General features: G+C 65.6%; 26 protein-coding genes and 1 pseudogene. 13 read left to right on the top strand and 14 right to left on the bottom strand.

From position 1 onward, the window contains the following. Positions 1-194: 194 nt before the first annotated feature. Positions 195-1337, bottom strand: coding sequence for an acyl-CoA dehydrogenase family protein (locus GFY24_RS35515; RefSeq protein ID WP_153809491.1), 1143 nt, complete (start codon positions 1335-1337; stop codon positions 195-197). 75 nt (positions 1338-1412) lie between these two features. Between GFY24_RS35515 and GFY24_RS35510 the strand changes: the two genes are divergently transcribed. Both GFY24_RS35510 and GFY24_RS35505 read left to right on the top strand, forming a co-directional pair. Continuing rightward, positions 1413-2006: a TetR family transcriptional regulator gene (locus tag GFY24_RS35510; protein ID WP_309231718.1), complete on the top strand. Its 594-nt coding sequence runs from the start codon at positions 1413-1415 to the stop codon at positions 2004-2006. 103 nt (positions 2007-2109) lie between these two features. Beyond that, entirely contained in the window at positions 2110-3588 is a 1479-nt protein-coding gene (locus tag GFY24_RS35505; RefSeq protein ID WP_153809490.1) for an FAD-binding oxidoreductase, read from the top strand. A 2-nt stretch (positions 3589-3590) separates the two neighbouring features. Here GFY24_RS35505 and GFY24_RS35500 read toward each other — a convergent pair whose 3' ends face one another. Continuing rightward, positions 3591-4331, bottom strand: coding sequence for a serine protease (locus GFY24_RS35500; RefSeq protein WP_309231717.1), 741 nt, complete (start codon positions 4329-4331; stop codon positions 3591-3593). 304 nt (positions 4332-4635) lie between these two features. On the opposite strand from GFY24_RS35500, the gene GFY24_RS35495 reads away from it, so the two are divergent. Then, on the top strand, positions 4636-5334 hold the full coding sequence (locus GFY24_RS35495) for a helix-turn-helix domain-containing protein (RefSeq protein WP_309231716.1): 699 nt from the start codon (positions 4636-4638) through the stop codon (positions 5332-5334). Between the two features lie 4 nt (positions 5335-5338). On the opposite strand, the gene GFY24_RS35490 is transcribed toward GFY24_RS35495, so the two are convergent. After that, positions 5339-5725, bottom strand: coding sequence for a VOC family protein (locus tag GFY24_RS35490; protein ID WP_153809487.1), 387 nt, complete (start codon positions 5723-5725; stop codon positions 5339-5341). Positions 5726-5950: 225 nt separating this feature from the next. On the opposite strand from GFY24_RS35490, the gene GFY24_RS41380 reads away from it, so the two are divergent. From GFY24_RS41380 to GFY24_RS35470, 4 genes and pseudogenes are all read left to right on the top strand, one after another. Then, positions 5951-6388: a transposase gene (locus tag GFY24_RS41380; protein WP_228566969.1), complete on the top strand. Its 438-nt coding sequence runs from the start codon at positions 5951-5953 to the stop codon at positions 6386-6388. A 71-nt stretch (positions 6389-6459) separates the two neighbouring features. After that, positions 6460-6702, top strand: a pseudogene (locus GFY24_RS35480) (hypothetical protein); the annotation flags it as partial. A gap of 43 nt (positions 6703-6745) precedes the next feature. After that, a complete protein-coding gene (locus GFY24_RS35475) occupies positions 6746-7195 on the top strand; it encodes a hypothetical protein (RefSeq protein ID WP_153809486.1) in 450 nt (149 codons plus the stop codon). 99 nt (positions 7196-7294) lie between these two features. After that, on the top strand, positions 7295-7453 hold the full coding sequence (locus tag GFY24_RS35470; RefSeq protein WP_228566968.1) for a hypothetical protein: 159 nt from the start codon (positions 7295-7297) through the stop codon (positions 7451-7453). A gap of 11 nt (positions 7454-7464) precedes the next feature. Here GFY24_RS35470 and GFY24_RS35465 read toward each other — a convergent pair whose 3' ends face one another. Further along, positions 7465-8274, bottom strand: a complete 810-nt coding sequence (locus tag GFY24_RS35465) for a hypothetical protein (protein WP_153809485.1) — start codon at positions 8272-8274, stop codon at positions 7465-7467. A gap of 121 nt (positions 8275-8395) precedes the next feature. On the opposite strand from GFY24_RS35465, the gene GFY24_RS35460 reads away from it, so the two are divergent. Next, positions 8396-9118, top strand: a complete 723-nt coding sequence (locus GFY24_RS35460) for a hypothetical protein (RefSeq protein WP_153809484.1) — start codon at positions 8396-8398, stop codon at positions 9116-9118. A gap of 12 nt (positions 9119-9130) precedes the next feature. Here GFY24_RS35460 and GFY24_RS35455 read toward each other — a convergent pair whose 3' ends face one another. After that, positions 9131-9526, bottom strand: a complete 396-nt coding sequence (locus GFY24_RS35455; RefSeq protein WP_153809483.1) for a VOC family protein — start codon at positions 9524-9526, stop codon at positions 9131-9133. Between the two features lie 260 nt (positions 9527-9786). Continuing rightward, positions 9787-10614, bottom strand: coding sequence for a DUF3097 domain-containing protein (locus GFY24_RS35450; protein ID WP_309231715.1), 828 nt, complete (start codon positions 10612-10614; stop codon positions 9787-9789). 126 nt (positions 10615-10740) lie between these two features. On the opposite strand from GFY24_RS35450, the gene GFY24_RS41375 reads away from it, so the two are divergent. Next, the gene (locus GFY24_RS41375) at positions 10741-11172 is read left to right on the top strand and encodes an NfeD family protein (protein WP_309231714.1); all 432 of its coding nucleotides are present in this window, start codon (positions 10741-10743) and stop codon (positions 11170-11172) included. Further along, the gene (locus GFY24_RS35440; RefSeq protein ID WP_153809480.1) at positions 11173-12453 is read left to right on the top strand and encodes an SPFH domain-containing protein; all 1281 of its coding nucleotides are present in this window, start codon (positions 11173-11175) and stop codon (positions 12451-12453) included. Between the two features lie 35 nt (positions 12454-12488). On the opposite strand, the gene GFY24_RS35435 is transcribed toward GFY24_RS35440, so the two are convergent. From GFY24_RS35435 to GFY24_RS35400, 8 genes are all read right to left on the bottom strand, one after another. Continuing rightward, a complete protein-coding gene (locus tag GFY24_RS35435) occupies positions 12489-13826 on the bottom strand; it encodes an IS4 family transposase (protein ID WP_153809479.1) in 1338 nt (445 codons plus the stop codon). A 167-nt stretch (positions 13827-13993) separates the two neighbouring features. Next, positions 13994-16087 (bottom strand): phosphocholine-specific phospholipase C, encoded by a 2094-nt coding sequence (locus GFY24_RS35430; RefSeq protein WP_153809478.1) that lies wholly within the window; start codon positions 16085-16087, stop codon positions 13994-13996. Positions 16088-16308: 221 nt separating this feature from the next. Continuing rightward, the gene (locus GFY24_RS35425; protein ID WP_153809477.1) at positions 16309-17241 is read right to left on the bottom strand and encodes a TauD/TfdA family dioxygenase; all 933 of its coding nucleotides are present in this window, start codon (positions 17239-17241) and stop codon (positions 16309-16311) included. 33 nt (positions 17242-17274) lie between these two features. Then, positions 17275-18615, bottom strand: a complete 1341-nt coding sequence (locus GFY24_RS35420; protein ID WP_153809476.1) for an LLM class flavin-dependent oxidoreductase — start codon at positions 18613-18615, stop codon at positions 17275-17277. Positions 18616-18633: 18 nt separating this feature from the next. Further along, on the bottom strand, positions 18634-19629 hold the full coding sequence (locus GFY24_RS35415) for an ABC transporter permease (protein ID WP_153809475.1): 996 nt from the start codon (positions 19627-19629) through the stop codon (positions 18634-18636). Beyond that, a complete protein-coding gene (locus GFY24_RS35410; RefSeq protein ID WP_153809474.1) occupies positions 19622-20455 on the bottom strand; it encodes an ABC transporter ATP-binding protein in 834 nt (277 codons plus the stop codon). Before GFY24_RS35410 ends, GFY24_RS35415 begins: the two co-directional genes overlap by 8 nt. Next, positions 20452-21534: an ABC transporter substrate-binding protein gene (locus tag GFY24_RS35405; protein ID WP_153809473.1), complete on the bottom strand. Its 1083-nt coding sequence runs from the start codon at positions 21532-21534 to the stop codon at positions 20452-20454. Before GFY24_RS35405 ends, GFY24_RS35410 begins: the two co-directional genes overlap by 4 nt. Before the next feature lie 112 nt (positions 21535-21646). Then, positions 21647-22438: an IclR family transcriptional regulator gene (locus GFY24_RS35400; RefSeq protein ID WP_153809472.1), complete on the bottom strand. Its 792-nt coding sequence runs from the start codon at positions 22436-22438 to the stop codon at positions 21647-21649. A gap of 477 nt (positions 22439-22915) precedes the next feature. Between GFY24_RS35400 and GFY24_RS35395 the strand changes: the two genes are divergently transcribed. From GFY24_RS35395 to GFY24_RS35385, 3 genes are all read left to right on the top strand, one after another. Continuing rightward, the gene (locus tag GFY24_RS35395; protein WP_153809471.1) at positions 22916-23245 is read left to right on the top strand and encodes a transglycosylase family protein; all 330 of its coding nucleotides are present in this window, start codon (positions 22916-22918) and stop codon (positions 23243-23245) included. 310 nt (positions 23246-23555) lie between these two features. Further along, positions 23556-24017 carry a hypothetical protein gene (locus GFY24_RS35390; protein ID WP_153809470.1) on the top strand — a complete coding sequence of 154 codons (462 nt, stop codon included), beginning with the start codon at positions 23556-23558 and terminating at the stop codon, positions 24015-24017. Between the two features lie 72 nt (positions 24018-24089). Further along, positions 24090-25856, top strand: a complete 1767-nt coding sequence (locus tag GFY24_RS35385; protein ID WP_153809469.1) for an alpha/beta-hydrolase family protein — start codon at positions 24090-24092, stop codon at positions 25854-25856. Positions 25857-26190: the final 334 nt, after the last annotated feature.

Below are 26190 nucleotides of genomic sequence, written 5' to 3'. Positions count from 1 at the left end.
CGAAATCGGCGATACTGGCACACGAACTCCTGGTAGATCAGCGTCTTGGTAAACACTGAATTACCAGGAGTTCACTCAAATCTCGAGCCTCACACCGACGCCCTCACCGAGTTCTCAGACGCTCTCTGAGACCGCCGTCTGCCGCGCCCCAGCGGGGCAGCGTGGCGATCATTGGATCTCCTGACCCCGGAGAATCAGCCGTTCGCCAAACTCCGCGCGATCACCAGGCGCTGAATCTGGTTGGTGCCCTCGAAGATCTGGGTGATTTTGGCTTCGCGCATGTAGCGCTCTACGGGGAAGTCTTGGGTGTAGCCGTAGCCGCCGAGGACCTGGACGGCGTCGGTGGTTACCTTCATGGCGGCGTCGGTGGCGATGAGTTTGGCGACGCTGGCTTGGCGGGAGTAGGGGAGTCCGGCGTCGCGGCGGCGGGCGGCGTCGAGGTAGGTGGCTCGGGCGGAGTCTACGGCGGCGGCCATATCGGCCAGGACGAAGCCGAGGCCCTGGTGGTCGATGATGGGGCGGCCGAAGGCTGCTCGGTCCTTGGCGTAGGCGACGGCGTCGTCGAGGGCGCGCTGGGCGATGCCGGTGGCTACCGCGGCGATGCCGAGGCGGCCGGAGTCCAAGGCGCTGAACGCTATCGACAGGCCCTGGCCGGGGTCGCCGATCAGGCGGTCGGCGGGGAGGAAGGCGTCGTCGTAGGCGGCGGTGGTGGTGGGGACGGCGCGCAGGCCCATCTTCTCTTCGGGCTTGCCGAAGGAGAGGCCGGGGGTGTCGGCCGGGACCAGGAAGCTGGAGATGCCGCGGGAGCCTTCGCCGGTGCGGGCGAAGAGGGTGTAGTAGTCGGCCTTGCCGCCGTTGGTGATCCAGGCTTTGGTGCCGGTGATGCGGTAGCCGCCCTCGGTTTCGGTGGCGCGGCAGCGCAGGGCGGCGGCGTCGGAACCGGCGTGGGCTTCGGACAGGCTGTAGGCGCCGATCAGGTTGCCGGACAACATTTCCGGGAGCCAGCGCTGCTTCTGCTCATCGGTGCCGTAGGCGAACAGGGGATGGCAGGACAGGCTGTGCACGCTCACCGCGACCGCGACGGCCGCCCAGCGCGCGCCCAGCTCCTCGAGCACCTGGAGATACACCTCGTACGGTTGCCCGCCACCACCGAACTCCTCCGGATACGGCAGGCTCAGCAGCCCGGCCTGGCCGAGTGCCCGGAACGCCTCGTCCGGATACCGTTCCTGCTTCTCGTACAGCGCGGCATTGGGTTCCAGGACCTTATCTGCGATATCGCGGGTGAGCTCGATGAGGTCACGGGCTTCGGAGGTGGGCAGCAGGCGGTCGACGGGCATACCAGCACATTACGTCCAGCACCCAATTGCGTGCAAGGGTGCACGCAATGTTCGGCTGTTGGCTAGACTGACCAGGTGGTATCCGCCCTGCCCCCGAACAAGCATCAGGAGAAGAGCCTGCGCACGCGGGCACTGCTGCTGGATGCCGCCATCGACAGCCTGGCCGAGGTGGGGTACGCGAGCGCGTCCATCGCCGATATCACCGCGCGGGCCGGCGTGACCAGGGGCGCGCAGCTGCACCACTTCCATACCCGGCAGGAGTTGTTCGCACAGGCCATCGAACATCTGACGGATCGGCAGCGCGAAGCCTTGCAGCGGCGGGTGCGGACGCTGGGGGCGGCCTCGCGCGGAGAGACCCTGGTCGAGTTGGTGACCGCGCCGTTCGCAGGCAAACTCGGCAAGGCCGCGGTGGAGCTGTATGTCGGCATCGCCAATGAAAAGGAACTGCGGCGCAATATGTTACGCGTGCAGCACGAGCTGACCGTCGAGCTGCTCGACGCCTGCGCCGCGCGTATCGACATCTCCCGCGAGCGCCTGGAATCGGCCTTCTGGCTGACCATCAACCTGGTGCGCGGCGCCACCCTCGACGAGATGGTGGGCCGGGATCGCGTGCGGCGCAAGCAGGTCCTCACCGAATGGGCGCGCCTGGCCGACGGATTGCTTGCCTGAGAAGAGAAACGGGATGCGCTGGGACCGCGATACATCGGTCGTAGAGACGTTCTGAATCAGCGCTCGGCGGGCTCCGGGCGCGGCCTCGGGGGAGGACATCGCCATGGCGATGAATCGGCGCAGCCTGCTGCGCACTGCCGCGCTGGGTGCGGCGTATTCGGCCTTGGGCGTGGGAGCGCTCACCGGGTGTCTGCCGGAATCGGCTGCGGTTCAGGTGGATTGGAACGCGCTGCGGCAGCGCCTGGCCGGTGCGCTCAGCTTGCCCGCCGACTCCGATTACGCGACCGCGAAGCTGGCGTACAACCCGGGCTTCGACAATCGGCAACCGGCGGCGGTCGCGCGCTGCACCACTGCGGCGGATGTGCAGGCGTGCGTCAGCATTGCCGCCGAGTCCGGTACGCGGATCGCGGCTCGCAGCGGCGGACACAGTTACGCCGGTTACTCGACACCGGATGGCGCGCTGATTGTCGATGTGGGACAGCTGAATTCGGTGGAGGTCGGCGCGGACGGCACGGCGGTCATCGGCGCGGGCGCACGGTTGATGGACGTGTATTCGGGTCTGGCGCAGGCCGGGCGCTGCCTGCCGGGTGGCTCGTGCCCGACCGTCGGCATTGCCGGGCTGACGCTCGGCGGGGGTATGGGCGTACTCAGCGGCAAGTACGGATTGACCTGTGACTCATTGGTTTCGGCGCAGGTCGTCACCGCCGACGGTGTCCTGCGTACCGCCGCCGCCGATTCCGAACCGGATCTGTATTGGGCGCTGCGCGGTGGTGGCGGTGGAAACCTGGGTGTGGTCACCTCATTCACCTTCCGGACGGTGGCAGCGCCGCAATTGGCGGTATTCCAATTGCGCTTCCCGGCCGGCTCGCTCACCGATGTTCTGGGTGGCTGGCAGTCGTTCACACAATCGGCTCCGGACGAGTTCTGGTCCACCCTCGGAATTACCGCGGGGAATCCGCCGACCTGCCGGATCAACGGCTGTTATGTCGGAAGCGAGAGTCAGCTCAACAAGCTGGTGGACAAACTGGTCGCGGCGACCGGAGTACAACCCTCGAACCGGTATTCGCTGTCCGAGGACTATCTATCGGCGATGAAGTATTTCGGGGGTTGTTCGAATTATTCGACGGAGCAGTGTCGTCCGAGCTGGAATGGCGGGGGAGTGCTCGGTCGCGAATCGTTCACGGCGTCGTCGCGAGTGCTGACTCAGCCGCTTTCGGATCCTTCCAAGTTGACGCAATTGCTTGCCGGGCGCACCGGGATGGATATTCTGCTGGACAGTTTGGCGGGGGCTCCGAGTCGAATTGGAGTCGCGGACACCGCATTCCCGTATCGCGGTGCCTTGGCGACCGCACAGATTTATGTCGGGGCGACCACCCCGGCCGCACGGACAGCGGTGAGCGAGGTCCGGGACGCACTCGGTGAGCTGGTCGGCAATACCGCGTACGTGAACTACATCGATAAGGACCTGAGCGACTGGTCGACCGCCTACTACGGATCGAACGCTCCTCGCCTGCGGCAGATCGCTCGGAAGTACGACCCGCACAATGTTTTCGCCTTCGACCAGTCGATCACCAAATGCTGAGCTCAGAACGGTGCGGGCAGGCGGGTATACACGCCCGGATAGCCGGGCTGGGCCGCACCGCGACCCCATGAGGTGATACCGACCAGTTTGCCGTCGGTGAGTAGTGGGCCGCCGCTGTCGTATTCGCCGGTATCGGCAGTGGTGGATCCGGCGCACACCATCTCGCTTGCATCGAATGCACCCGGGTACGCGCGGGCGCAGTCGTCATCACCGACCAGTGGCACAGTGGTCATATGCAACCGGGTGTTGGCGGTATCGCCGTCCGATGTCCCGCCCCAGCCGAGGATGGTGCCCGAAGTGCCCTGTGGCGCGGCAATTTCGACGGTCGGACGTGACTGCGCCTGCTTCAGGGTGAGAATCGCGACGTCATGGTGGTACACGTCCACCCCGTCCACGGTGTCCTGCCGGAAATCCGGGTGAATGCGCACGGCCGTGACACTGACCGTGAATCCCTCACCCGAACTCAGTTCACTGCGATCGAAGGTCACCGTCAGCGCCTGCGGCAGCAACTGCGCCAATTGCACACAGTGCGCGGCGGTGATCACCTGATCCGGTGCGATGAGCGCACCACCGCAGAATTGCCCCGACGGCCGGTCGAAGAAGACCGGACTGCCGACCGCCACCAGCCACGGATAGGCGCTCGCCTGCGCATCACTGCCGCCGATCACGGCTCCGGCCGGCAATGGGGCCGCGAAGCCGAGGAATACCGCGGTCAATGCCGCGAGACGGCGGGGGAGTGACACCGGCACACCTTCCGGAGACGGACTCGAATGCCGTCCATTCAAACAGACTCGCCCCACTTGGGAGGGCCGAGCTGTCGGTGTGGCTGAGTATGGTCGGGTACATGAGGTCTTGGAATGAATTCGCCGAGACAGCGCTGGAGCGGGTCGCCCGCAAGCGGTGATGAATACGTCGCCGGGACGGCATGTCATGCAACATTGCATCGAGTGCAACTGTGCGCGTGATGCATTCACGCACGATGTGCCGAACATGGCCTGTTTCAACGGATCTCATCTCACACGACCTGGTGATTTACCCGATGTCCATGTGTCACAGGGTTATCGGGAACGCCCGTCGCGTCTGCCCGGTGCCGTCGTCTGGACCCGTGACATGACGGTCGATGTCGCCACGCCGGTTCTTCCCGACGGCTGTATGGATCTGCTCTGGATCAACGGCAGGCTCGCGATCGCGGGTCCCGACACCCGGGCATACCACCCAACTGCCGATCGCCCCGCCCGCGTCACCGGCATTCGCTTCTTCCCCGGAGTGGCCCCCACTCTGCTCGGCGTGCCCGCCCATGCACTGCTGGATGGTCGACCGGATCTCGCGGATGTGTGGACCCTCGCCGAAACGCGCCGCGCCATGCGACTCTTCGAATCCGCGCCGTCGCCCACCGCCGGACTCGAGGCAATAGCCCACTGGCGCACCGCTTCCGCCGACCCTGTCGACCTGATCGTCTCCCGTATCGTGACGGAACTACGGTCGGGCACAACCACGGTCGCAACTCTCGCCGCTGACCTCGGTCTCGGCCCGCGCCGCCTGCATCGCATATCCCTGACGGCCTTCGGCTACGGCCCGAAAATCCTCGCCCGAATTCTGCGTATGCAACGAGCTCTGGCACTGGCGCGGGCGGGCACACCCCTCGCGGAAACGGCGGCCATCACCGGCTACTCCGACCAACCGCATCTCTCCCGCGAAATCCGAGATTTCACAGGACTCTCCCTCACCGAATTACTCGGCCCCTGACCGATTATCCAAGCGCCGCATACAAATCCACCCCATTCCCATCGGGATCATGCAAAGTCGCATACCGCTGCCCCCAAAACGCATCGAACGGCTTCAACTCCCCGTGATACCCCGCCCCCACCATCTCCTCGAATTTGGTATCAACCTCGGCACCCGATTCACACCGGCAAGCCAACCCCATCCGCCCAGTCCCACTCCGCCACCCGGGATGAAACGAAAGAATCGTCGCCTCGGCATCCAAAGCCAACCGCACCCCACCCCCCAGCGTGGCCTCAACATGCGGCTCCTTCTCGGCCCCCTCTGCAAACTCCACCCCGAGCCGCCGATAAAACGCAACCGCAGCCGCCATATCAGCCACCACAATCCCCACCACATCAACCTGAATAGTCATACCCCGACCGTAAACCCGTCCACCCACCTCGGTCTTGAACAAATCGGACACCGGCCTGTTCCCCGCCGCCACGCCAGTGTGCCGCCCAACTCGCCGGACAAGCCACGCACCATCGCCGGTAATCGAACATACTTGCGATCCAGTTCGTATCTAGCGAGTCGAACTTCTTGGCAGGGCTGCTCGGTTTCCGCTCCGAGCACATCGAGCCAGGAAGGAGCCGATCCTGTGGCCAGGTCACGGCGGTTGAAGGTTCCGGTCGAGGACAAGGTGCGGGTGGTGTTGTCGGTGCTGGCCGGGGAGATGAGTGCCGCGGAAGCTGCCAGGCGGCGCGGGGTGAGCACGGCATCGGTCGGCAAGTGGAAACAGGCGTTCCTCGAGGCCGGGACCAAGGCTCTGGACGAGATCCCCAGTGGCCCGGCCGGGGCGCAGGGCACGCCGGAGCAGCGGCGGCTACGGATGGAAAGCGAGCAGCTGAAGCTGGCACTGGCGGAAGCCACAGTGCAGCTGCAGGTCTGGCAGACCGCTCCACGTGGAGTTCGGGAGGGCCAGGAAATCCGGTGGTCTGGCGCTCTGTGCGCGCCTATCGCCGTAGTCGTCTGGCCGAAGTGTCCGGGAAGTAGACCCGGCCCGGTCGCCAGTCGTATTCGGCGTCGCGTGCGTTAATTCAACGCCATCAGCGGCAGGTGGGGACATGCGAGGATGCGTTCGGTCAGTGTCGGGGCGACAATGGTCCTGTGGCCGCAAGTGTCGAACCGCGGGTGTATGCCGAGCTGAAGGGCTTCGTGCCCTTGGCCGCGCGGTGCGCGGCACAGCTCCGGCCGATCCGTCCGCATCAGACCGTAAAAGACATCGTCGAGGCTGCAGGCATCCCGCACACCGAGATCGACCTCATGCTGGTGAACGGTGAATCCGTCGTCTTCGGCCATCACCCATGGCCGGGCGATCGGCCCGCCGCCTATCCGGCATTCGAGACACTGGTGCTTGCCGCGATATTGATGGAGTGGATAGGGAGACCGAAGCATGCCTGCGTTGGCTGACCTTGCTGTGGGGATCGCGCCCATCGCCGGTGGATTGGCTCTCGGTGCAGCCGCGGGATATCTGAAGGGCCCGGATGTCCGCAAGACGATCAAGCAGGACATGGAACTGCTGGACCGCGTACCTCCGGAGGAGGTGGAGCGGCGAGCCGAACTTCAACGGAGCATCGATAGTCGCATCGACGACCTGGTCGCGACCGTCAACCGATACCGGCCGCTGCGCAGAGCGGCCGCCTCCTATCGCGGCGGCTTGCGCGACATCCTGCTGTTTATCTGCGCGATTCTGTTTACGGGAGTCTGGTGGAGCGTCGATCACCATAAGGACAGCTGGCTACCGATGTTCGTTGTTCTCATTTTGATTTCAGTGTGGGCGGCCGGCTATCTGTTCAGCGCTCTCCGCAGATCCCTACTCGGTTTCCGGCAAAGGAAGGGCTGATCTACAGCACAGCAGAGACTTGGAGGAATCTGATGGCCGTGGATCTTTCGTTCTTTCGCTCTGAGACATCGACTGCGGGCCGAGGGTCGAGCTGCGGGCATGGTGAAGGCTGTGCCGGCGGTCTTGAACAAGCGTGGCTTCGAGGTCCCCGCGGAGGTGCGTGAGCGGGTTGTCGCGTGCGCGGATCCCGCGGTGCTCGAGGTCTGGTTCGACCGGGCCTTCGAGGTTTCGAAGGCCTCGGATATCTTCGCCGACTGAGGGTTTCTGGCCTAGCCGCGGGCGTGGACTGCGGCCAGGCGGGCGGAGCGGATGGCGTTCCAGAGGGGGCGGAGCAGGGATTCCTGGGCGGCTATGGCGGTGGCGGAGGTGGGGGCCGAGGCGGGGGCGCGTTCGGCGACGGTGAGGATTGCGGCTACCTGGTCGGCGGCGTCGAGGACGCGGCGGGCGCGCAGCGGGAGGGAGTCGGGGTATTGGTGTTGGGACAGGGCCGCCAGTTCGTCTTCGATGAGGTCGCGGGGGCTGGGGCCGGTGGGGTCGACCTGGGTGGTGTGGAGTTGTTGCAGGGCGTCGGCGGCGTCGCGGACGGCTTGACGCATGGCGTACTCGGCCTCGCCGAGCGGCATATCGGGTTCGAGGGCGAAGGGGATGGGGGTGGCGTAGACCCGCCATTGCAAGGTGTTGTCATCGGTCCAGACGGGGACCAGTCCGGTGCCATTGCTGCCGGGTGCTCCGACGAACAGTCCTTCGCCCGCTTCGGTTGCGGCGGCGGCGAATTCGGTGCCGACGGGTACGCCGCGCACATCGCCGGGGATCGGTAACACCAGGCGCAGTTGGGCGTCGGGCCCGGTGAGGGCCTCGCGAATCAGCTTGAGCAGCACCATGATTCCGGCCCCGGTGGGTTCATCGGATTCGTCGGCGGCCCACGGTAGACCGGTGTGGCCGCCGGTGACGGGGTCCCCGGCCGCAACGGTTTGGCGGGGCGCCCAGGCGCGCAGTGCGTCCAGCACATCGTCGGGGGCGCTGCGGCCGGTGAGCCAGGAGCCGGCCCAGACCGTCAGCGTCGCGCTCGGGGAACTCATGATTAGAGGATAACTGGCGAGCAACTGTGGGCTGGTGCCGAAATCGATCAACCGTTCGACGGCGTGATCGTGTCCGGTTCGGGAGAATGGATTCGGTGCTCGACGATCGAAGGCCGGGGAGATGAACGGTTCCATAATGCTCGGCCTGGTCTCCTCCCTCTTCGGAGGATTGTGCGTAGCCCTGGTCACCTATCTCACCACCCGCAAGCGCACGGCCGCCGAAACTCGCAAGCTCGAAGCCGAGACCGAACACATCCGCATCGAGACCACGAAGATCTTCCTGGAGACCAAGGCGCTGCCCGGATTCGCCTCCGCCGAAGGTCGTCTGCTCACGGGATGGGTACTGAGCGAAAGCGATCCGGGCAAATACGAGATCGGCATCGACCGCACGGTGCGCGGCCGCCACAGCCCCGCCGGGTATGTCCGTTCGCGCCCGAACGCGAGCGGTTTCGGCACGCTGATGCAGATGGTGAAGGCGGAGTCCTACCGCGGCAAGCGAGTTCGGCTGTCGGCTTACGTGAAGACCACCGGCCCGGATGCCTCCTCGATCGGCCTCTGGATTCGAGTGAACGGCCACAAGGGCGAGGTCCTACTGTTCGACAATATGGAGAACCGCCGCATCCGTGGCACCACCCGATGGACCCAGCATCATGTCGTCTCCGATGTGCCGGAGCAGGCCCGGTACATCGCCTTCGGTCTGCTCCTGGAAGGTTCCGGCGAGGCTCGCATCAGCGATATGGATCTGGAGGTTGTCGGCGCGGATATCGCCGCCACGGCCGCCGAACTCCTCGATGACGGCGAATTCCCGGACAGCCCAGTCAATCTGGACTTCAACGTCGACTAGTCGCGGCCTGCTTCACGCGTTCTTGTGGCAGACCGCTTCCAGCATGATCCCGTCGTATCCGATCCAGAACGTGGCGTAGTAGGGCGGCGGGTACTGCGGGAATTCTCTTGGCGCGTGCACGATCTCATCACCGCGCGCCGACGCCCACGCATGCACGGCGTCGACTTCGGCGCGGGTGCGCACCATGAACGCGAGATGCTGCAGCCCGGCCCGGTTCGGTGTGTAGCCGGGTTCGGGAGCCGGATAGAAGAACACATAGGTTCCGGCTTTGCCGCCTGCGGGCCAATACGCGAACTGTGTGTCGTCCGCGAGCAGGGGCGTGTACTTGAGCAGCGGCATGAGTTCGTCGTAGTACGCGCGGGCCGCCGCGAGGTCCGAGACGTTGACGCCGAGGTGTCCGAGAGGCATCTTCCCAACCTGCTTTCCGAATGGTTTACGGGCCTGTCCGATCAGGTCAACCGGGTCCGGATATTCGATGACAAGTTCGAGTGTCCCTGGTCGAGAGCGTATTTCGGCCTCGGTCGACCTGTCGGGTAACGGCACCCGTTCTGGTCGCTGATCCACGAGGCCATCCAGGACAGCCTGCTCGCCGATCGCCGCGCCAACGATCTCAGCGGGCGTGCGCTCGCTGTCCTGGACGGTTCGCCGTTCGCGATGTTGAAGATCGGTTACTCGGGCTCGGTGACGAAGTCGATGAGGCGTTCCACCGCACCTATGAGGTGGGGTTCGAGGTCACGGTAGGAATCGACGGCGTTGTAGACGCGACGCCAGCCTTCCTGCGGGGTGCCCCAGCGGAGGCGGCGGCAGATGCCGGTCTTCCAATCTTCGCCGCGGGGGACTTCGGGCCAGGCGGGGATACTGAGCACCGCTGGCCGAACCGCTTGCCACACATCGATATACGGGTGGCCGGTGACCATTACGTGCGGTCCGAGGCCGGTGGTGAGACCGGTCTCTTTGGAGCCGGTGACCAGATGATCGACCAGCACACCGACTCGGCTGCCGGGCCCGGGCTGGAATTCGGTGAGGCGGGCGGCGAGATGGTCGAGGCCCTCCAGCTGTTCCACGACTACGCCTTCGATGCGCAGGTCGTGGCCCCAGACGCGTTCGACAATCGCCGCGTCGTGGACGCCTTCGACCCAGATTCGGCTGGCTCGCGCCACTCGCGCGCGTGCGCCTTCGACTCGGGTGGAACCGGAGGCGGAGCGGGTGGGCTGTTTGGGTACGGCCGCGGTCGGCCGGACCAGTGTCACCGGCTGGCCGTCGATCAGGAAAGCGGCTTCGCGCAACGCGAAGAGCCGTACCCGTCCGCGTCCGTCCTCGAGTTTGACGAAGTCCCCGTCGTAGGTTCGGTCGAAACCGATTACGGCACCGCAGAATCCGCTGGCGGCGTCCTCGGCGACGAGATCGCGTTCGGCGATCACCTTCGGTATCTCACGTTTTCGCGTCCGCGAATGTCCGGAGAAGATGTCGCCGCCATAGTTGTCACGCCCGTTCACCGCATCGAAGGTACCGGCAGAACCGGGAAACGCCCGCTCCGACGCGCGTTTTCCGGGCAGGTACCGATTCGGGGGTCGGGCGGTCGATCTTGCCCAGTGGTTGGCGAGAACGATTACTGTGGTGTGGTGGCCGCAATCGTTTGGCTGGTCGCGGGGCTACTCCTCGCGGCGGCGGAGATGCTCACGGGTGATCTCACGCTGCTCATGCTGGGTAGCGCCGCGGTAATCACGGCCGGGGTCAGCGGTCTGGCCGGCACCCCGCTGGTGGTGGATGCGGTGATCTTCGGTATCACCGCGGTCGCGCTGCTCCTGCTGGTTCGTCCACTTCTGTTGCGCCGCTACGCGATTCCGCCACCCACACCCACCGGTGTCGCCGCGCTCCCGGGTAAGACGGCGCGCGTACTGGAGGCGGTCGACGAACACGGCGGGCAGGTGAAGCTGGATGGTGAGGTGTGGAGCGCGCGAGCCTTCGATCCGGATGAGCAGTATCCGGTGGGTTCGACCGTCTACATCATGAGGATCGACGGCGCCCACGTCGTCGTCTGGAAGGGGCCTTAGATGGCTGTACTCATCGTCGCTCTGGTTTTGGTCCTATTGGTGGTGGTCGTCGTCTTCAAGTCGGTGGCACTGGTGCCGCAGGCCGAGGCCGCCGTAATCGAACGCCTGGGCCGCTATTCGCGAACCGTGTCCGGGCAGCTGACCTTCCTGGTGCCATTCGCCGACCGCATCCGCGCCAAGGTGGATCTGCGTGAGCGGGTGGTGTCTTTCCCGCCGCAGCCGGTGATCACCCAGGACAACCTGACCGTGCAGATCGACTCGGTGGTGTATTTCCAGGTCACCAGCCCGCAAGCCGCGGTCTACGAAATCAGCAATTACATTGCGGCAGTGGAGCAATTGACCATCACCACGCTGCGCAATGTGGTCGGTGGCATGACCCTGGAGGAGACGCTCACCTCCCGCGATCAGATCAACCATCAGCTGCGTGGCGTCCTCGACGAGGCCACCGGCCGCTGGGGTCTGCGCGTCTCGCGCGTGGAACTCAAGGCCATCGATCCACCGCCCTCGATTCAGGAATCGATGGAGAAGCAGATGAAGGCGGACCGCGAGAAGCGCGCCATCATCCTCACCGCCGAGGGCCAGCGCGAGGCCGCCATCAAGACCGCCGAGGGCCAGAAGCAGGCGAGCATCCTCTCCGCCGAGGGCTCCAAGCAGGCATCGATCCTCTCGGCCGAGGGTGAGCGCCAATCCCGCATCCTGCGTGCCCAGGGTGAACGCGCCGCCGCCTACCTACAGGCCCAAGGCCAGGCCAAGGCCATCGAAAAGGTCTTCGCCGCCATCAAGAACGGCAAGCCGACCCCCGAACTGCTGGCCTACCAGTACATGCAAACCCTCCCGCAGGTCGCCAAGGGCGACGCCAACAAAGTCTGGCTCGTACCCAGCGATTTCGGCAAAGCCCTGGAGGGTTTCGCCCGCAACTTCGCCAAGGAGGGCGCCGACGGCACCTTCCGCTACGAACCCTCCCCGGACGGCGAATCCACCGAACGCCCCGAGGACGACGCCGACGAGGTAGCCGATTGGTTCAACACCGCCACCGACCCGGCCGCCGAACGCGCGGTGCGGGCCGCGGAAGCCGATGCCCGCGCACCGGTCGAATCGACTGCCCTACCCCCGACGCCCCGCCCCCGCGCGGAACCTCAACTTCCGCAACATCCACCGGCGCCACAGCCACCCGAACCGCAGCAGTTCCAACAGGATCCGCAAGAGCAGTACCGCCAGGACCCGCCCGGCGATCAGCGCTGGCAGCAACCCCCACCGCCCGGCCGCCCGCTGGGCCGCTAGTCCCAAGGCCGCTCAGTTAGCGTCGTGCCCGGTTGTCAACCGGGCACGATGTGTACGGTGATCTGGGTTTTGTAGGTGTGGCGGTCGATCTGGCCTTTGGTGCGGTGTTTGGAGATGGCGCGTTTGACCACGCGGGGGCTGGTGCGTGCTCGGCGTGGGGGTAGCGGGTCGGCGAGGACGGCGCGGCCGATGGTGCCGATCAGGTCGATGGTGGTGCCGGCCAGGATGGCGGCGGCGTGGATGAGCTGGTCGCGGGCGGTGTTCACCGCGATGGTGAAGCTACCCCGGTCAGCGGTGAAATCGCCGGTGGTCAGGGCGGTGTCGGCGATGGTGGTGCGCAGTGCTTGGTAGGTGATCAACAGGGCGTAGACCTCTTGGGCGACACCGTCGGGGGTGCGGGCGCGCAGTACCCGCCCGCCGAGGATGGTCGATTTCAGTTCGAAATAGCTGGTTTCGATCTCCCAGCGTTGATGATAGAGCGTCACCAATTCCGCAGCGGGGTATCGTTTTTCGTCGGTCAGCGTGGTGATCAGCCGGTAGCGGCCGACCCGGCGCGGGCCGCCCTGGCAGCGCATGACGATCTCGGCGTCGACGACCCGCACGACCACGGGGCCGATGCGAGCCAGCCACGACCGGTCGCTCAACTGTTTGATCGATGGCAGTGTGCGGTTGTCCTTGCAGCGGATCAGCAGCTGCGCACCGGTCCCGGAGATCTTTTCGACCAGGGCCGCTACCGCGAAGTTGCGGTCGGCCAGCAACAGCATGCCTGGTTTCAGGCAATCGAAAAGCTGTGGTGCGTAGGTGGTTTCACCGATCAGGTAGGAGCCGAACACGGCGTCGATGACGGTACGGGTGCCGCAGGCGACCACGGTCAGCACCCGCAGCATCGGATACCCGGCCGCGGCGTCGGGCCGCCCGGTCTGCCGTGAGAACGCCGCGGAGTTGGCGGGGGTGTCCGGGGTGAACATCGACGTGCCGTCGATCGCGCACACCAGCAGTCCGCGCCACCGCGCACCGCCCGCACCGGGACCGGCCACCAGGTCGAACAACGCCCGCAGCGGCGCGGCACCGACCCTGCGCAACGCCTGCGACAACGCCGAAGACGTCGGCGCGGCCGGTCGCCCGTTCAGGCCGCTGACCAGCCGCGCCCACACCTGCCGATACCCGATCTGCTCGAACAACGCCCCGGCCAGCAGCAGATACACCACCACCCGCGACGGCAACATCCGCACCCGCCGCTGCACGCTGCGAGTCGCTTCCAGCGCGGCATCGACCAGGTCGAACGACACGATCTGGGTCAACTCACCCAGATGCCCCGGCGCGAACACCGTTTCGGCTACCGCGACCGGGCGGGTAATGACAGACTGGTCCAACAGCGGAGCTCCTGGCTCGAAGGCTTGTCTTTGGCGGACAAAACCTCTCTACCAGCAGTTCCGCTGTTCCATATCCGAAACCACCACTCCAGCAACAACATTGCCTTGACACCAACCCGACACCGCTAACTGAGTGGCCTTGCCGCTAGTCCCCGCATCGAGGACGGTCAGTCCGAGCTGACGCCCGGCTTGCCGTCCTCGATGCGGCCGGTGACTCGGCGGCGGAAGTCGGGGTCGGTGGTGGTGGTGATTTCGAGGTCGTACCAGCCGTCGTGGGTGGGCCAGTCAAGGCGTTGTTCGGTGGAGGGGGCCAGGTCGATGTGGCGGGGGTCGCCGGGGCCTCGGCGGGGGGAGACTGTGAGAACAACAGCATGTTCGGCGCGATTGGCCAGTGCGAGAACGAGATTGGAGTGGGGGCCGGGTTCGGTGCTCACTCGCACTCCGGCTGCGGAGCCTGTGGTGTCGCCGCGGAGTTCGTGCCAGAAGCGGTTCGGGCCCTGTACGACGAGGTCGTATTTTCCGGTGACGGCGAACTGGACTGTGGTTTTGCTGTCGACGTCGTAGTGGCGGGGGTCTCCGGTGACGCCGGCGAAGGGGTAGATCGTGAAATGTGCTGAGGCCCTGCCGGTATCGATGAGGGTCACCGAGAGTGCGGAGCCGTCGATCGTGCTGGAGACGGCGGGCTGGTAGGGGAGTGGGCGCGCTTTACGTGTGCCGGACTCCTGGATCGGAAGTGATTGCGACTCGGGGGGTTCGGCTTTCCATCGGGAGACTGCTGCCGGAATCGTTCCGGGTTTACCCAATCGGGGTCGCTTGCCCGTGGCGGAGAAGTCGAAGACCGAGGTCATATCGCCGCAGACGGTGCGCCGCCAGGAGCTGATATTCGGTTCGCCGACGCCGGTCCAGAGTTCCAGAAAGCGCAGGACCGAGGTGTGGTCGAAGACCTCCGAGGAGACGAATCCGCCCATGGTCCAGGGCGATATGACCGTCATCGGTACGCGTACGCCGAGTCCGATGGCTTGCCCGTCATACCAGTCGTCCCCATTGCCGGAGGCGGGCCGCGGTGGTACCGGTGGCGGTACGTGGTCGAAGTAGCCGTCGTTTTCATCGAAGGTCAGGAATATCGCTGTCTTGGACCAGGTGTCGATATCGGAGCCGATGATGTCGAGCAACTGGTGAATGAAGCCCGCGCTGCTCACCGGCGTCGATTCCGAGGGGTGCTCGGAGTAGCGCGCGGGCGGCACCAGCCAGCTGACCGCCGGAAGCCGGTCTGCCGCAATATCATCGGCGAACCGCTGCAGCAGACTGTCGGGTTCACCGCGATACATGCCCCGATCGAACAGGCTGCGTTCGGCGGGAGTCAGCTTGTCCCGTCCGGCCTTCAGCTGATTCAGCAGGCGCTGTTGATCGGCGAGCGGCCGCCCGGCGAGGGATTCGTAGAACTTCTCGGTGGTCTGGAAGCGCCCGTCCACCTCGGCGAGCACCTTGCGCCCGATGTGCTTGAACGGCAGGAAGTATTCTACCGGGTTGTCGGTGAAGTTGTCCCACTCCTGATAGATCTGCCAGGGCACCCCCGCCGCCTCGAGCCGTTCGGGATAGGTTGTCCAGTCGTAGCCACGATGCCGCCCGTCGTAGGCGGCATTGTCCACCGCCCGCTTACGCCCCCACGGCTCGAATCCCGTTGTCCCGGTGAAGAAGTAATTGCGATTGGGGTTGGTCCCGCCGAACATCGAACAGTGGTAGGCGTCGCAGATGGTGAAGGTGTCCGCGAGCTCGTACTGCAGCGGCAGATCCCGGCGCTCGTAATAGGCCATGGTGGCAGGGGTTTTGGCCTCGATCCACCGATCCCACCAGCCCTGCCCCCACGCCTTGGTGCTGCCGCGCCATTCGTGGTCGAGGCTGTCCAGATATTGGATATCGCTGTCCGGCCGCCCGGCGTGCGCGGCCGCCGCGCGCGCGGAGAACGGCAGTACTTCACCGCCCGGTCCGCCCGGTTGCCGGAACGTGTTGCCTCCGTTGCGCAATCGTAGCGGGGACTCGTCACCGAACCCTCGAACGCCCGCCAGCGACCCGTAATAGTGGTCGAACGAACGATTCTCCTGCATGAGCAGCACGACATGCTCGACGGCTTCGAGTCCACCCGCCCGCACCGGTGCCGCCATGGCCCGGTGCAGCGAGGACGGCAGTAATGACCCCGCCGTGGCGCCCGCCGCGATGGTCGCCGCCGAGCCGAGCAGCCGCCTGCGTGAGACGTTGACCATACGTCGAAGTAGACCAGCCGTACCGGAACTCCCGGTGATCGCCGAATGATCGCCGGATGAAACCAAATAGGGCAAAGGTGGCCGCAGGTGGTCGAGTGCGTGCCGCAGGTGTTCCACACATGAACGGCATGCGGCGCGCCCGCGCGCGGCACAGGCCCGGCACAGGCCGAGGGCCCTCGACAGGGTGTGGTCGAAGGCCCTCGGCATAGATTCGGACAGTATCAGCCGGTTACCCCGGCGAAGCGTTCTCCCGAGATGGCGCGCGAGTGTTGTCCATCCACGCCGACCGGAATATCGCCCTCGAGGGTGGTCCGGTACAGCACCCGCGTGACATCGAGATGTTCGAGATCGCTGGGCGCGAGATGCGCGGTGGCACGATTGTCCCAGAACGCGAGACTGCCCTTCTCCCAACGGAATCGGACCGTATACGCCGGATCGGACAGCTCCGCGTAGAGCAGTTCCAGCAGGGCGTCGCTCTGGCGCGGACTCAGCCCGGCAATACGGGTGGTGAAGCCCGGATTCACGAACAGCACCCGCTCCCCGGTCACCGGATGCACCCGCACCACCGGATGCTCGGTCACCAGCGGTGCCTTGGCTACCTTCTTGGCATAGTCGCTGTCCGCATCCCAGGCAGGCTGTCTCCCGCCGAAGCGATGCTCGGCGCGCAATCCGTCCAGGAACGACTTCAGCGAATCCGGCAGCCCCTGATAGGCCGCCGCCAGATTCGTCCACTGCGTATCACCGCCCCGCGCGGGTGCGATCTCGGCCCGCAGCAGCGACGCCGCCGGGGGATTGATGAGCGGCGAGACATCGGTATGCCAGTGATTGGTATAGCTGAACTTGCGCACCCCGAACCGCTTTTCGTACAACCGGCTGTCCACGGCGAGAATCTCCGGGAACTCGGTGGGCGCGTCATCGTCATAGGGATGCGAGGGCGTGACCGCCCCGAACCGCCGCGAGAACGCGATGTGCTCGGCATGCCCGATGTGCTGTCCGCGGAAGAACAGCACCTTGTATTCGTGCAGCGCCGCGGTGAGCTCGGTGACCTGCTGATCGGTGAGCTCGGCCCGCAGATCGATCTCGGTGATCTCGGCCCCGATATGCCCGGCGACGGGAGTGATTCGCAGCGTGCCGGTTTCGGCGAAAGTGGTCATTATCGTGCCTTTCGTAATGGTGATAACAGAAGTTCAGGCGGTGGCCTGGATTTCGGTGCGCGCGAACTGGCTCTCCGCCGGCTCCAGGCCGTAATGCCCGCGCAGGGTGGTGGCCGTGTACTCGGTGCGGAACAGCCCGCGCTCCTGCAAGATCGGCACCACTCGGTCGACGAAGTCCTCCAGCCCGCCGGGCAGATACGGTGGCATGATGTTGAAGCCGTCGGCCGCGCCGCCCTCGAACCAGGTCTGTAGGTCGTCGGCGATCTGCTCGGGTGTGCCCGCGAGGGTGCGGTGTCCGCGGCCGCCGCCGAGCTTGCCGATCAGCTGTCGCACGGTGAGCTCCTCCTTCTCGGCGAGCTCCTTGACGAGAGTGAATCGGCTCTTGCCGCCTTGGATTTCGCTCTCCGGCGGCAGTGGCGGCAGGGGAGCGTCGAGGGCATGTTCGGTGAGATCGATACCGAGCAGCGAGGAGAGCTGCCGCAGTGCGTAATCCGGCGAGATCAGATCGGTGAACTCCTGTTCGAGCGCCCGCGCCTCTTCCTCGGTATCGGCGATGAACGGCACCAGCCCCGGCAGCACCTTCAATTCGTCGGCCGAGCGCCCGTACTTCGCCAGCCGCGATTTGAGATCCCGGTAGAACTCCTGCCCCTCTTCCAGGGTGCGTTGGGCGGTGAAGACCGCCTCGGCATACCGTGCCGCGAATTCTTTTCCGCTTTCCGAGGATCCGGCCTGTACCAGCAATGGCCTGCCCTGCGGGCTGCGTGGGGAATTCAGCGGCCCGCGCACCTGGAAGCGTTCACCGCGATAGTCGATGGTGTGCACCTTGTCCGGATCGGCGAAGACGCCGTCCTCCGGATCGAGCACGATGGCTTCGCTCTCCCAGCTGTCCCACAGCTGCACGGCCACATCCACGAATTCCTGCGCCCGCTCATACCGGCGCGCGTGTTCGGGGATGGCGTCGTAGCCGAAGTTGAACGCTTCCTCCTCATTGCCGGAGGTGACGATATTCCAGCCCGCACGGCCACCGCTGATGTGATCGAGCGAGGCGAATTTCCGTGCCAGATTGAACGGTTCGTTGTAGGTGGTCGACGCGGTGGCGATGAGCCCGACGTGCTCGGTCGCCGTGGCAATGGCCGCCAGTAGCGTCACCGGCTCGAATACCGCGAGGGTATTGCGCTTGATACGCGGCCCGACGGCGAGCCCATCGGCGAAGAACACCGAATCGAGTTTGCCGCGCTCGGCGATTCGCCCGAGCTCCTGGAAGTGCCCCACCTCCAGCACCTGATGCTCCCGGGTGCGCGGATGCCGCCAGGCGGCCTCATGATGCCCGACGCCCATCAGAAAGGCGTTGATATGAAAGGTCTTTCGTGACATGGATGGTATTCCTTCGAATCAGCGTTCGGACTGGACGCGCCAGCGGGACAGTCGTCGTTCCAGAGCCACCAGCAGGCCGTTGAACGTGAGCCCCAGCAGCGAGATGGCGACAATGCCCGCGTACATGGCGGGAATCTGGAAGTTCTGCTGTGCCGCGGTGATCAGATAGCCCAGACCCGCACGCGCCCCGACCATTTCGGCTGCGATGAGCACCAGGATGGAAGCCGAGGCGGCCATCCGGATACCGGTGAAAATGGCGGGGACGGCGGCGGGCAAGACCACCTTCGCGAATAGCGGGATGGGTGAGAAACCCAGTGATACAGCGGATTTGACGAGCAGCGGATCGACACTGCGCACTCCGCTGATGGTGTTCAGCAGGATCGGGAAGAAGCTGGCGTACACCACCAGCGCGATCTTCGAGGTCTCGCCGATGCCGAGAATCAGCACGAATACCGGAAGCAGTGCCAGCGCAGCGGTATTGCGGAACAGTTCGAGAATCGGGCTGATGAACTGCGCCACCGGCCGATACCAGGCAATGGCCACACCCGCCGGAATGGCGGCCGCCACGGCAATGGAGAACCCGATCCCCGACCGGGTCAGGCTGGCAGACACATGTTCCGAGAGCTGACCGGAGCGGTACAGCTCGAGCCCCGCCGCCCATACATCGGAGAACGGCGGCAAGAAGACCGGATCCACCAGACCGAGCCGAGGCGCGAGCTGCCAGAGCGCGAGGAAGAGCCCGATCGCCAAGCTGGGCTTGATGATTCGCCAGGCCAGTCGCCCTGCCACCCGTGCCCCACGCAGCACTGTCGCCGAGGGTGCGAGGGCCGCAGTGGAGTCTGCGGCCTCGGCTGTCGCGGTGGGGCGATCCGGTACTCCGGGTGCTCCCGACTCCGGCGTTTGGGGTTTGGCAGGTCCCTGCGCGATGGAACTACCGTCGCCGGGCGCGAATAGCGGTGCCGTCCCCGGCGTTGACAGCGTCGGGGCTTCGGCGTCCTGTAATGCGCTAGACATGGCTGGCTCTCCTGTCGGTGGCGGCGAGCGCGGCCGTCTCCTGGCCCTGCGCCCGGGCGACTTCATCGCGCAGCAGCGACCAGATATGGTGTCGCACTTCGCGGAAGCGTTCGCTGGAGCGGATATCCGGATCCCCGTCGCGGTCCAGGTCGATATCGACCACCGCCTTGACTCGCCCGGGCCGGGAGGTGAGTACCGCGACCCGCTGCCCGAGATAGACCGCCTCGTCGATGCCGTGTGTAATGAACAGAATCGTCTTGCCGGTAGCCTTCCAGATCCGTAACAGCTCGTCCTGCAACGATTCCCGGGTCTGCGCGTCCAGCGCCGCGAACGGCTCGTCCATCAGCAGCACCTCCGGATCGAAGGCCAGGCTGCGGGCGATCGCGACGCGCTGCTTCATTCCGCCGGAGAGTTCATGCGGATACCGGTCGCCGAACCCGGCCAGCCCGACCAGTTCGAGATAGTGCTCGGCGATCCGCCGCCGTTCGCGCCGCCGAATTCCCTTGGCCTCCAAGCCGAATTCGATATTGGTGCGAGCCGTGCGCCACGGCAGCAGCGCGTACTGCTGGAACACGATCCCGCGATCCAGTCCCGGCCCGGTGATGGGCGCGCCGTCGAGCAGAATCTGCCCGGCGGTCGGCTTCCCCAGTCCGCCCAGTAGATCCAGCAGCGTGGACTTCCCGGACCCACTCGGTCCGACCAGGACCAGGAACTCCCCGTCTCGCACGTCGACGGTGATGTCCTCGAGTGCCGTGAACGCCGCGCGCTCACCGCGCACCGGGAACTCCTTGCGCACTCCGCTCAGCGCCAGCTTCACCGCGCTCATTTCGCCACCACCGCTTCACCACTCGGTCCGGCGGCCGCCGGATACTTCCCGTTGCTGTACGGGTTGTCCTTATTGGTGAAGAGATCCTTGGCCGCGTACTTGCCCGCGGGCAGCTCGCCATTGCGCACCAGCCAGTCGATCCAGACTTGGAATTCGCGCTCCTCGATCACCGCGCCGGGGACCGGAATGCCCGAACTCTTGTAGTACTTCAGCAGTCCCGTGTTCTCATTGCGCCCGCGCTTGGTGATGATGGATTCGAAGCGGGCCACCACCTCATCGCGCGGTGTCACCTGCAACCAGCGGGTGGCCCGCGCGGTGCCCTGCACGAAGTCGGCGACCGCCTCCGGCTGCTGCTTCAGGTAGTCGTTCCGGAAAACGTAAGTGCCGTAGTCGAACTGGCCGAACAGGTCCTTATCGGTGTAGAGCGGATGCAGTCCGCCGCGCTCGACGGCATTGTCACGGAACACCGCACCCAGGGCCGCCGCGTCGATCTGTCCCTTGCGCAGCGCGTCCTCGGTATTCGCGGGCGGCAGCACCACCAGCTGCACCTGCTTGATCTCCGCATCGCTGAGCCCCTGCTGGTGCAGCCACTCGCGGGTGACGAACTCATGGTGCGCGCCGAGGGTGTTCACGCCGACCTTCTTGCCGATCAGATCGCGCGCCGAGGTGATCCCGGAGTCGTCTCGCACGAAGTACCCGGTGAACGACTTGTCGTCGGCCCCATAGGAACTGAGCACGGCCGTGACCGGAGCGCCCCCGGCGACCAGCTTGATCACCGCACCGTTGAAGGCGCTGCCGAACTCGATCTGATGGGTGGCCGCGGCCTGGATATTGGCGGGCCCGCTCGTGGTGTCGCCCTCCCAGTGCAGATCGATCTTGTTGAAGTAGCCGAGATCGGCCGCGAGTTCGAAGGGCGTGACCTGTCCGGTCTGACCCTGGTAGCGCACAACGGTTTTGCCGTCGGCGGTGGTGGCCGGTTCGGATTTACCGCAGCCGGTGAGCACCCCGATCGCACTGGTAATGGCGAACGCGGCGGCGAGGATCCGCAATGACCGCGTGGATCGAAAAGGAGAGACCATAATGATTCTTTCGATGAATGCGTTTGTCGCAACGCGTATTCAGGAATGACCGGTTGATGAAAGAGTGCGGTGCCGGAGCCCGCCCGGCAACCGTGTTTTCACGATGTGGAAATCAGCGTGATTCTAATTCGGCGGTGGAATCCGTTGCCCCGCCGGTGCTTTGGAACAGTGGCGCGATCCGCCCGGCGGTGATTCGCATGGCAGGCAGGACATTTCGGACCAGATCGGCATCCAATCGCGCCGATCGCGCCTGCACCGCCAGTGCGCCGCGCACCCGTTTATCGGCTCCGACAATGGGTATCGCGAGCGCGCGGATCGGGTCGTCGGTCGCCACCAACTCGGTCGCGAATCCGGTCCGGCGGACTCGTTCGAGTTCGCTGCGCAGTCCTTCCGTGCGGACCGGGCGAGCGTCCTGCCGGGAAGCGTGTTCCTCGGCGATCGTGGTGAACGGGGAGAACGCCAGCAGGGCGTGCCCGGCCGCGCTGGCCCGCAGCGGCCGGCGAGCGCGTGGCACCTGATGGGAACAGAAATACACCGGTGGCCTGGCCTGGAACACCGTGACCGCATCCCGGCCCTGTGCCACGCTCACGCTGACGGTGATGCGGATCCCGGCCGCCAGCGCGTAGAGATGCGGTGCCGCCGAGTCGAGGCCGAGGCGGTCCAGCGCGGGCCGCGCCAGCGACGCCAGACCGTGACCTATGCGGTAACGATCGGTGGTCGTGTCCTGTTCGAGCAGCCGCCCGCGCACCAGCGCCTGAGCCAGCCGGTGCACGGTGCTCACCGGCAGGTCCACCAGGTGCGCCAGCTCGCTCACCGACAGCTCGGGATCGCCTTCGAAGCAGCTCAGTACCTGGATCGCGCGGTCTACGGCGCGTGCTCCGGAGCGTGGTTCCTCGGGGGCCATGGTTCCTCCTGCGGGAGTGAATCGGTGTTGCCGGAACTATGGCCATGGCACTGACCGGCGGCAATGGTTCCGCGCAGCCCGATCGCAGCTAATCCGAGGCGGGCCGGGAGCCGGTGCCGGAAGGCCGCACATCGTCGAAATCCGATTTCTATTACGCGACTCGGATCACTATTTTCGTGTGGCGTCCGTCACATTATCGAGGGTGAATTCGATGAATGTAATTCACCATTCACGCGGCACTTCCTGCGCAAACTCGAGAACTTCGGCCTACGTCAATTTGTCAACCGTCCGTGATCACCCCGTGATTAGTCGTGATTATTCCGTTACCGTCGTAATCGGCTCGAATCACCGAGTCCGAAATCGAACCGCCGAACACCGGCAACTCCGTCCCGCGGTTCGAACGAAACCGACATCCCTGGGGACGGGGACCCGCAGCCGAGAGCGCGGGCCGGCAGGGCGCAGGCAGGGAATCCTTCTATGACTCGCAAGTTCAGCACCCGCATGCTCGTCGCCACCGCTGCCACCGGCATCCTGGCCGCCGTTCCGTTCGCGCTGACCACCGCGACCGCCTCCGCCGCCTCCGGCGACTGGGACGCCGTCGCACAGTGCGAGAGCAGCGGCAACTGGGGCGCCAATACCGGCAACGGTTTCTACGGCGGCCTGCAGTTCACCCAGAGCACCTGGAACGCCTACGGTGGCGCGGGCAGCGCCGCCAACGCCAGCCGCGAGGAGCAGATCCGCGTGGCGGAGAACGTGCTCGCCGGCCAGGGCCGCGGCGCGTGGCCGCACTGCGGCGCGTACCTGTAATAGGCACGCCAGCGCCGGGTCGACCGGCACACCAAGCATGACGATGGCCCCGGATCGGTGATCCGGGGCCATCGGCGTCTTCACGGCTGTCAGCGGTGCGCGTCGTAGATCGCCTGTGCCAGTTCGGATTTGACCCCCTGGAACGCCTGGGTCGCGGTATCGAGGTAGACATAGCCGTTCGACTGCTTGCACCCTCCGGATCGGCAGGTGTAAGGGATCGTGGCCGAAGTCGAACGTTTCGTAGCGCTCGGATGTCGCGGTGGTACTGCACGATTGAGGCGGCTTCGACATTCCGACGAAAGGTGTACGCATGCCGTCGCTTCCGCACGACCCGCTGCCCGAGCATGCGAATGTGATCGTGGATCGCGTCGTCACGGGAGTGTCCACCGGGTTGAAGCCCATGATTACCAGCGGATTCCTGGGCGGCGGTCTGCTCGCGATAGTGGTCACCGTGATTGCCGACGACGGGTCGGCGCTGGAGGTCTGGCACGGGCATATCGCTGATCTGCCCGAGGCCGACTGGCCCGAGGACTCCTACGGCATCGCTCGCGCCAAGACCGCGCTCACCCTGCGTACCGGTCTCACCGCCGAGCAGGTGCACAAGTCGCATCCCGGGCTGCTGCTTCCCGGCGATGTCGAGTGGTGGGGCAATACCCAACTGCAGATCGGCGGCCGCCGCGTCATCGTCTCCGCATCGGGTCTCGACGAGATCTGGGATCAGCGTATCTGCGAGGCGATTGCCGACCTGCTGGTGATCGCCCTGGCCTCCTGACCCGCGATCGGTTCGGGATGGTTGCCGATATGACCCGCGAACGGCCTCTCGCGCGAATGAGAGGGTTGGCCAATGGAAGACGCAGACCTAGCCGGGGATACACCTGTTTCGGGAACGCGGGTCGCCCGTCCGGGCACCGTGATCGCCCCGTCCCGGCCGGTGACGATCCTCGGACTGGACTTCGTGGGCCTGGTGTTCGCACTGGTCTTCTTCGCCTGGAGCCTGAGTCCCTCACTGCTGCCCCGGGACTGGGTGTTTCAGGGCATTGTCAGTGGTTTCACCAGTGTGACCGGATACGGCGTGGGGGTGGCGCTCGCCTTCCCGGTGCGACGGTGGGTGGCGCCGCGATTCTCGTGGTGGCGGTTGCGATATCGATTCGAACTGGCCTCGGAGATCGTCGTGGCGATCCTCGCGGTATCCACCGTGATCAGCACGCTGCTGGCGGCGGCGAACTGGCAGCGTGAGGTCGACGCGTTGATGGGGATGCCGCCGACGTTCGGAATCGCTTACCTGCGTGTGGGTTTGATCATTCTCCTGATCTTCCTGATCGTATTGTTCAGCGCGCGTGGTCTGCGCCGAGTGGCGCGCGCGATCGCACACCTGTTGTCGGTGCGATTGCGCCTACCCATGGCGGCCGCGCATGTGATCGCCCCGATCGTGGTTGCCGCGGCGGTGCTGATCTTCGTCGACAAGGTTTTGCTGGCAGGTAGTTCCGATGCTGCGCGGATGGTCTTCGCCGGGCAGAACAATGGCACCGAACATGGTGTCGTACAACCGATTCGGGTCGAGCGTTCGGGGAGCCCGGGTTCTGCGGCGCCGTGGGACGCCTTGGGCCTGCAAGGCCGGACGTTCGTCGCGGGCGGCCTCGAATCCGCCCGGTTGACCCGGATCAATGGGGCTCCGGCACGGGAACCGATCCGGGTGTACGCCGGGCTGGAGTCCGCCGCCGACATCGCGGCACGGGTACGGCTGGTGGTGAACGAACTCGATCGCACCGGAGCCTGGGATCGCGCGATTCTGGTGGTGGCCGGTACCACCGGCACCGGATGGGTGAATCCGGCCGCCGCGCAATCACTCGAGCTCATGTACAACGGCGACTCGGCTATCGCGGCGATGCAGTACTCCTATCTGCCCAGCTGGGTTTCATTCCTGATGGACCGCTCCGCCGCGGCCACCGCGGGAGCCGCGCTCATCGACGGCATTCGGCAGCGGTGGGCCGAGTTGCCGCAGGGGCATCGCCCGCGCCTGATCGTCTTCGGCGAGAGTCTCGGATCGCAATCCGCCGAGAGTGCCTTCAGCGGGCTCGGCGATCTCCGGAGATCCGTGGACGGGGCGCTTTTCGTCGGTCCGCCGAACTCCAATCGGCTCTGGCGCGAAATCGAGGACCGGCGCGATCCCGGCACCCGCGAAGTGCTTCCCGGCTACGCGGAGGGCTTGATCGTCCGTTTCGCCGCCGGGAAGCAGGACCTGGCTGTGCCCGAACCGGGTGCGCTGCAAACGATCTCGGATCCCTGGCCGCTACCGCGCGTGCTGTACCTGCAGCACGCGTCCGACCCGGTGGTCTGGTGGAATCCGAATCTGCTGTTCACTCGGCCGGATTGGCTGACCGAATCCCCGGGAGCCGATCGCACACCGGCGATGCGCTGGTACCCGGTCGTCACCTTCTGGCAGGTCAGTGCCGATCTGGTGGCCGCTCAGTCACCGCCGTCGGGTCATGGGCACAACTACGAAGACCTGCTGCCGTACGCCTGGGCCGCCGTCGCCGCCCCACCGGGCTGGACCTCGGCGGACTCCGAACGCGCCGCCGCGACGCTGACGGAACTGCGCGCACAGGGCTGAGTCGCGGCCGTCGAAGGACCGAAGCCACCTGCGATCTCGCCGAACGGCCCTGGCGTTGCCTGCTCGGACGCCGAATTATTGGTGGTCCCAGTATGTTTCGCTCGAGATGTAGAGGCCCCGATATGGATTCCGCAGACGATGTTCGTGAGGAGTCGGCCGGTAGGCCGGCCGCGGCGTCCCGATTCACCACGTGTGTCGCCGATATCTCGGTCGATGGTGGCGTTTCGACGCCCATGATGTGCCTGGTCGCACCGGATGGTGAAGTGCTGATTCCGACCGCCTCGGACGATCCGCCGGTGGCCGATGGCAGCAGTCATGTCGTTCGGATCGAACT

The organism is Nocardia sp. SYP-A9097 (assembly GCF_009649815.1).
Taxonomy (GTDB): Bacteria; Actinomycetota; Actinomycetes; order Mycobacteriales; family Mycobacteriaceae; genus Nocardia.
This window is presented reverse-complemented; position numbering and strand designations above follow the sequence as displayed.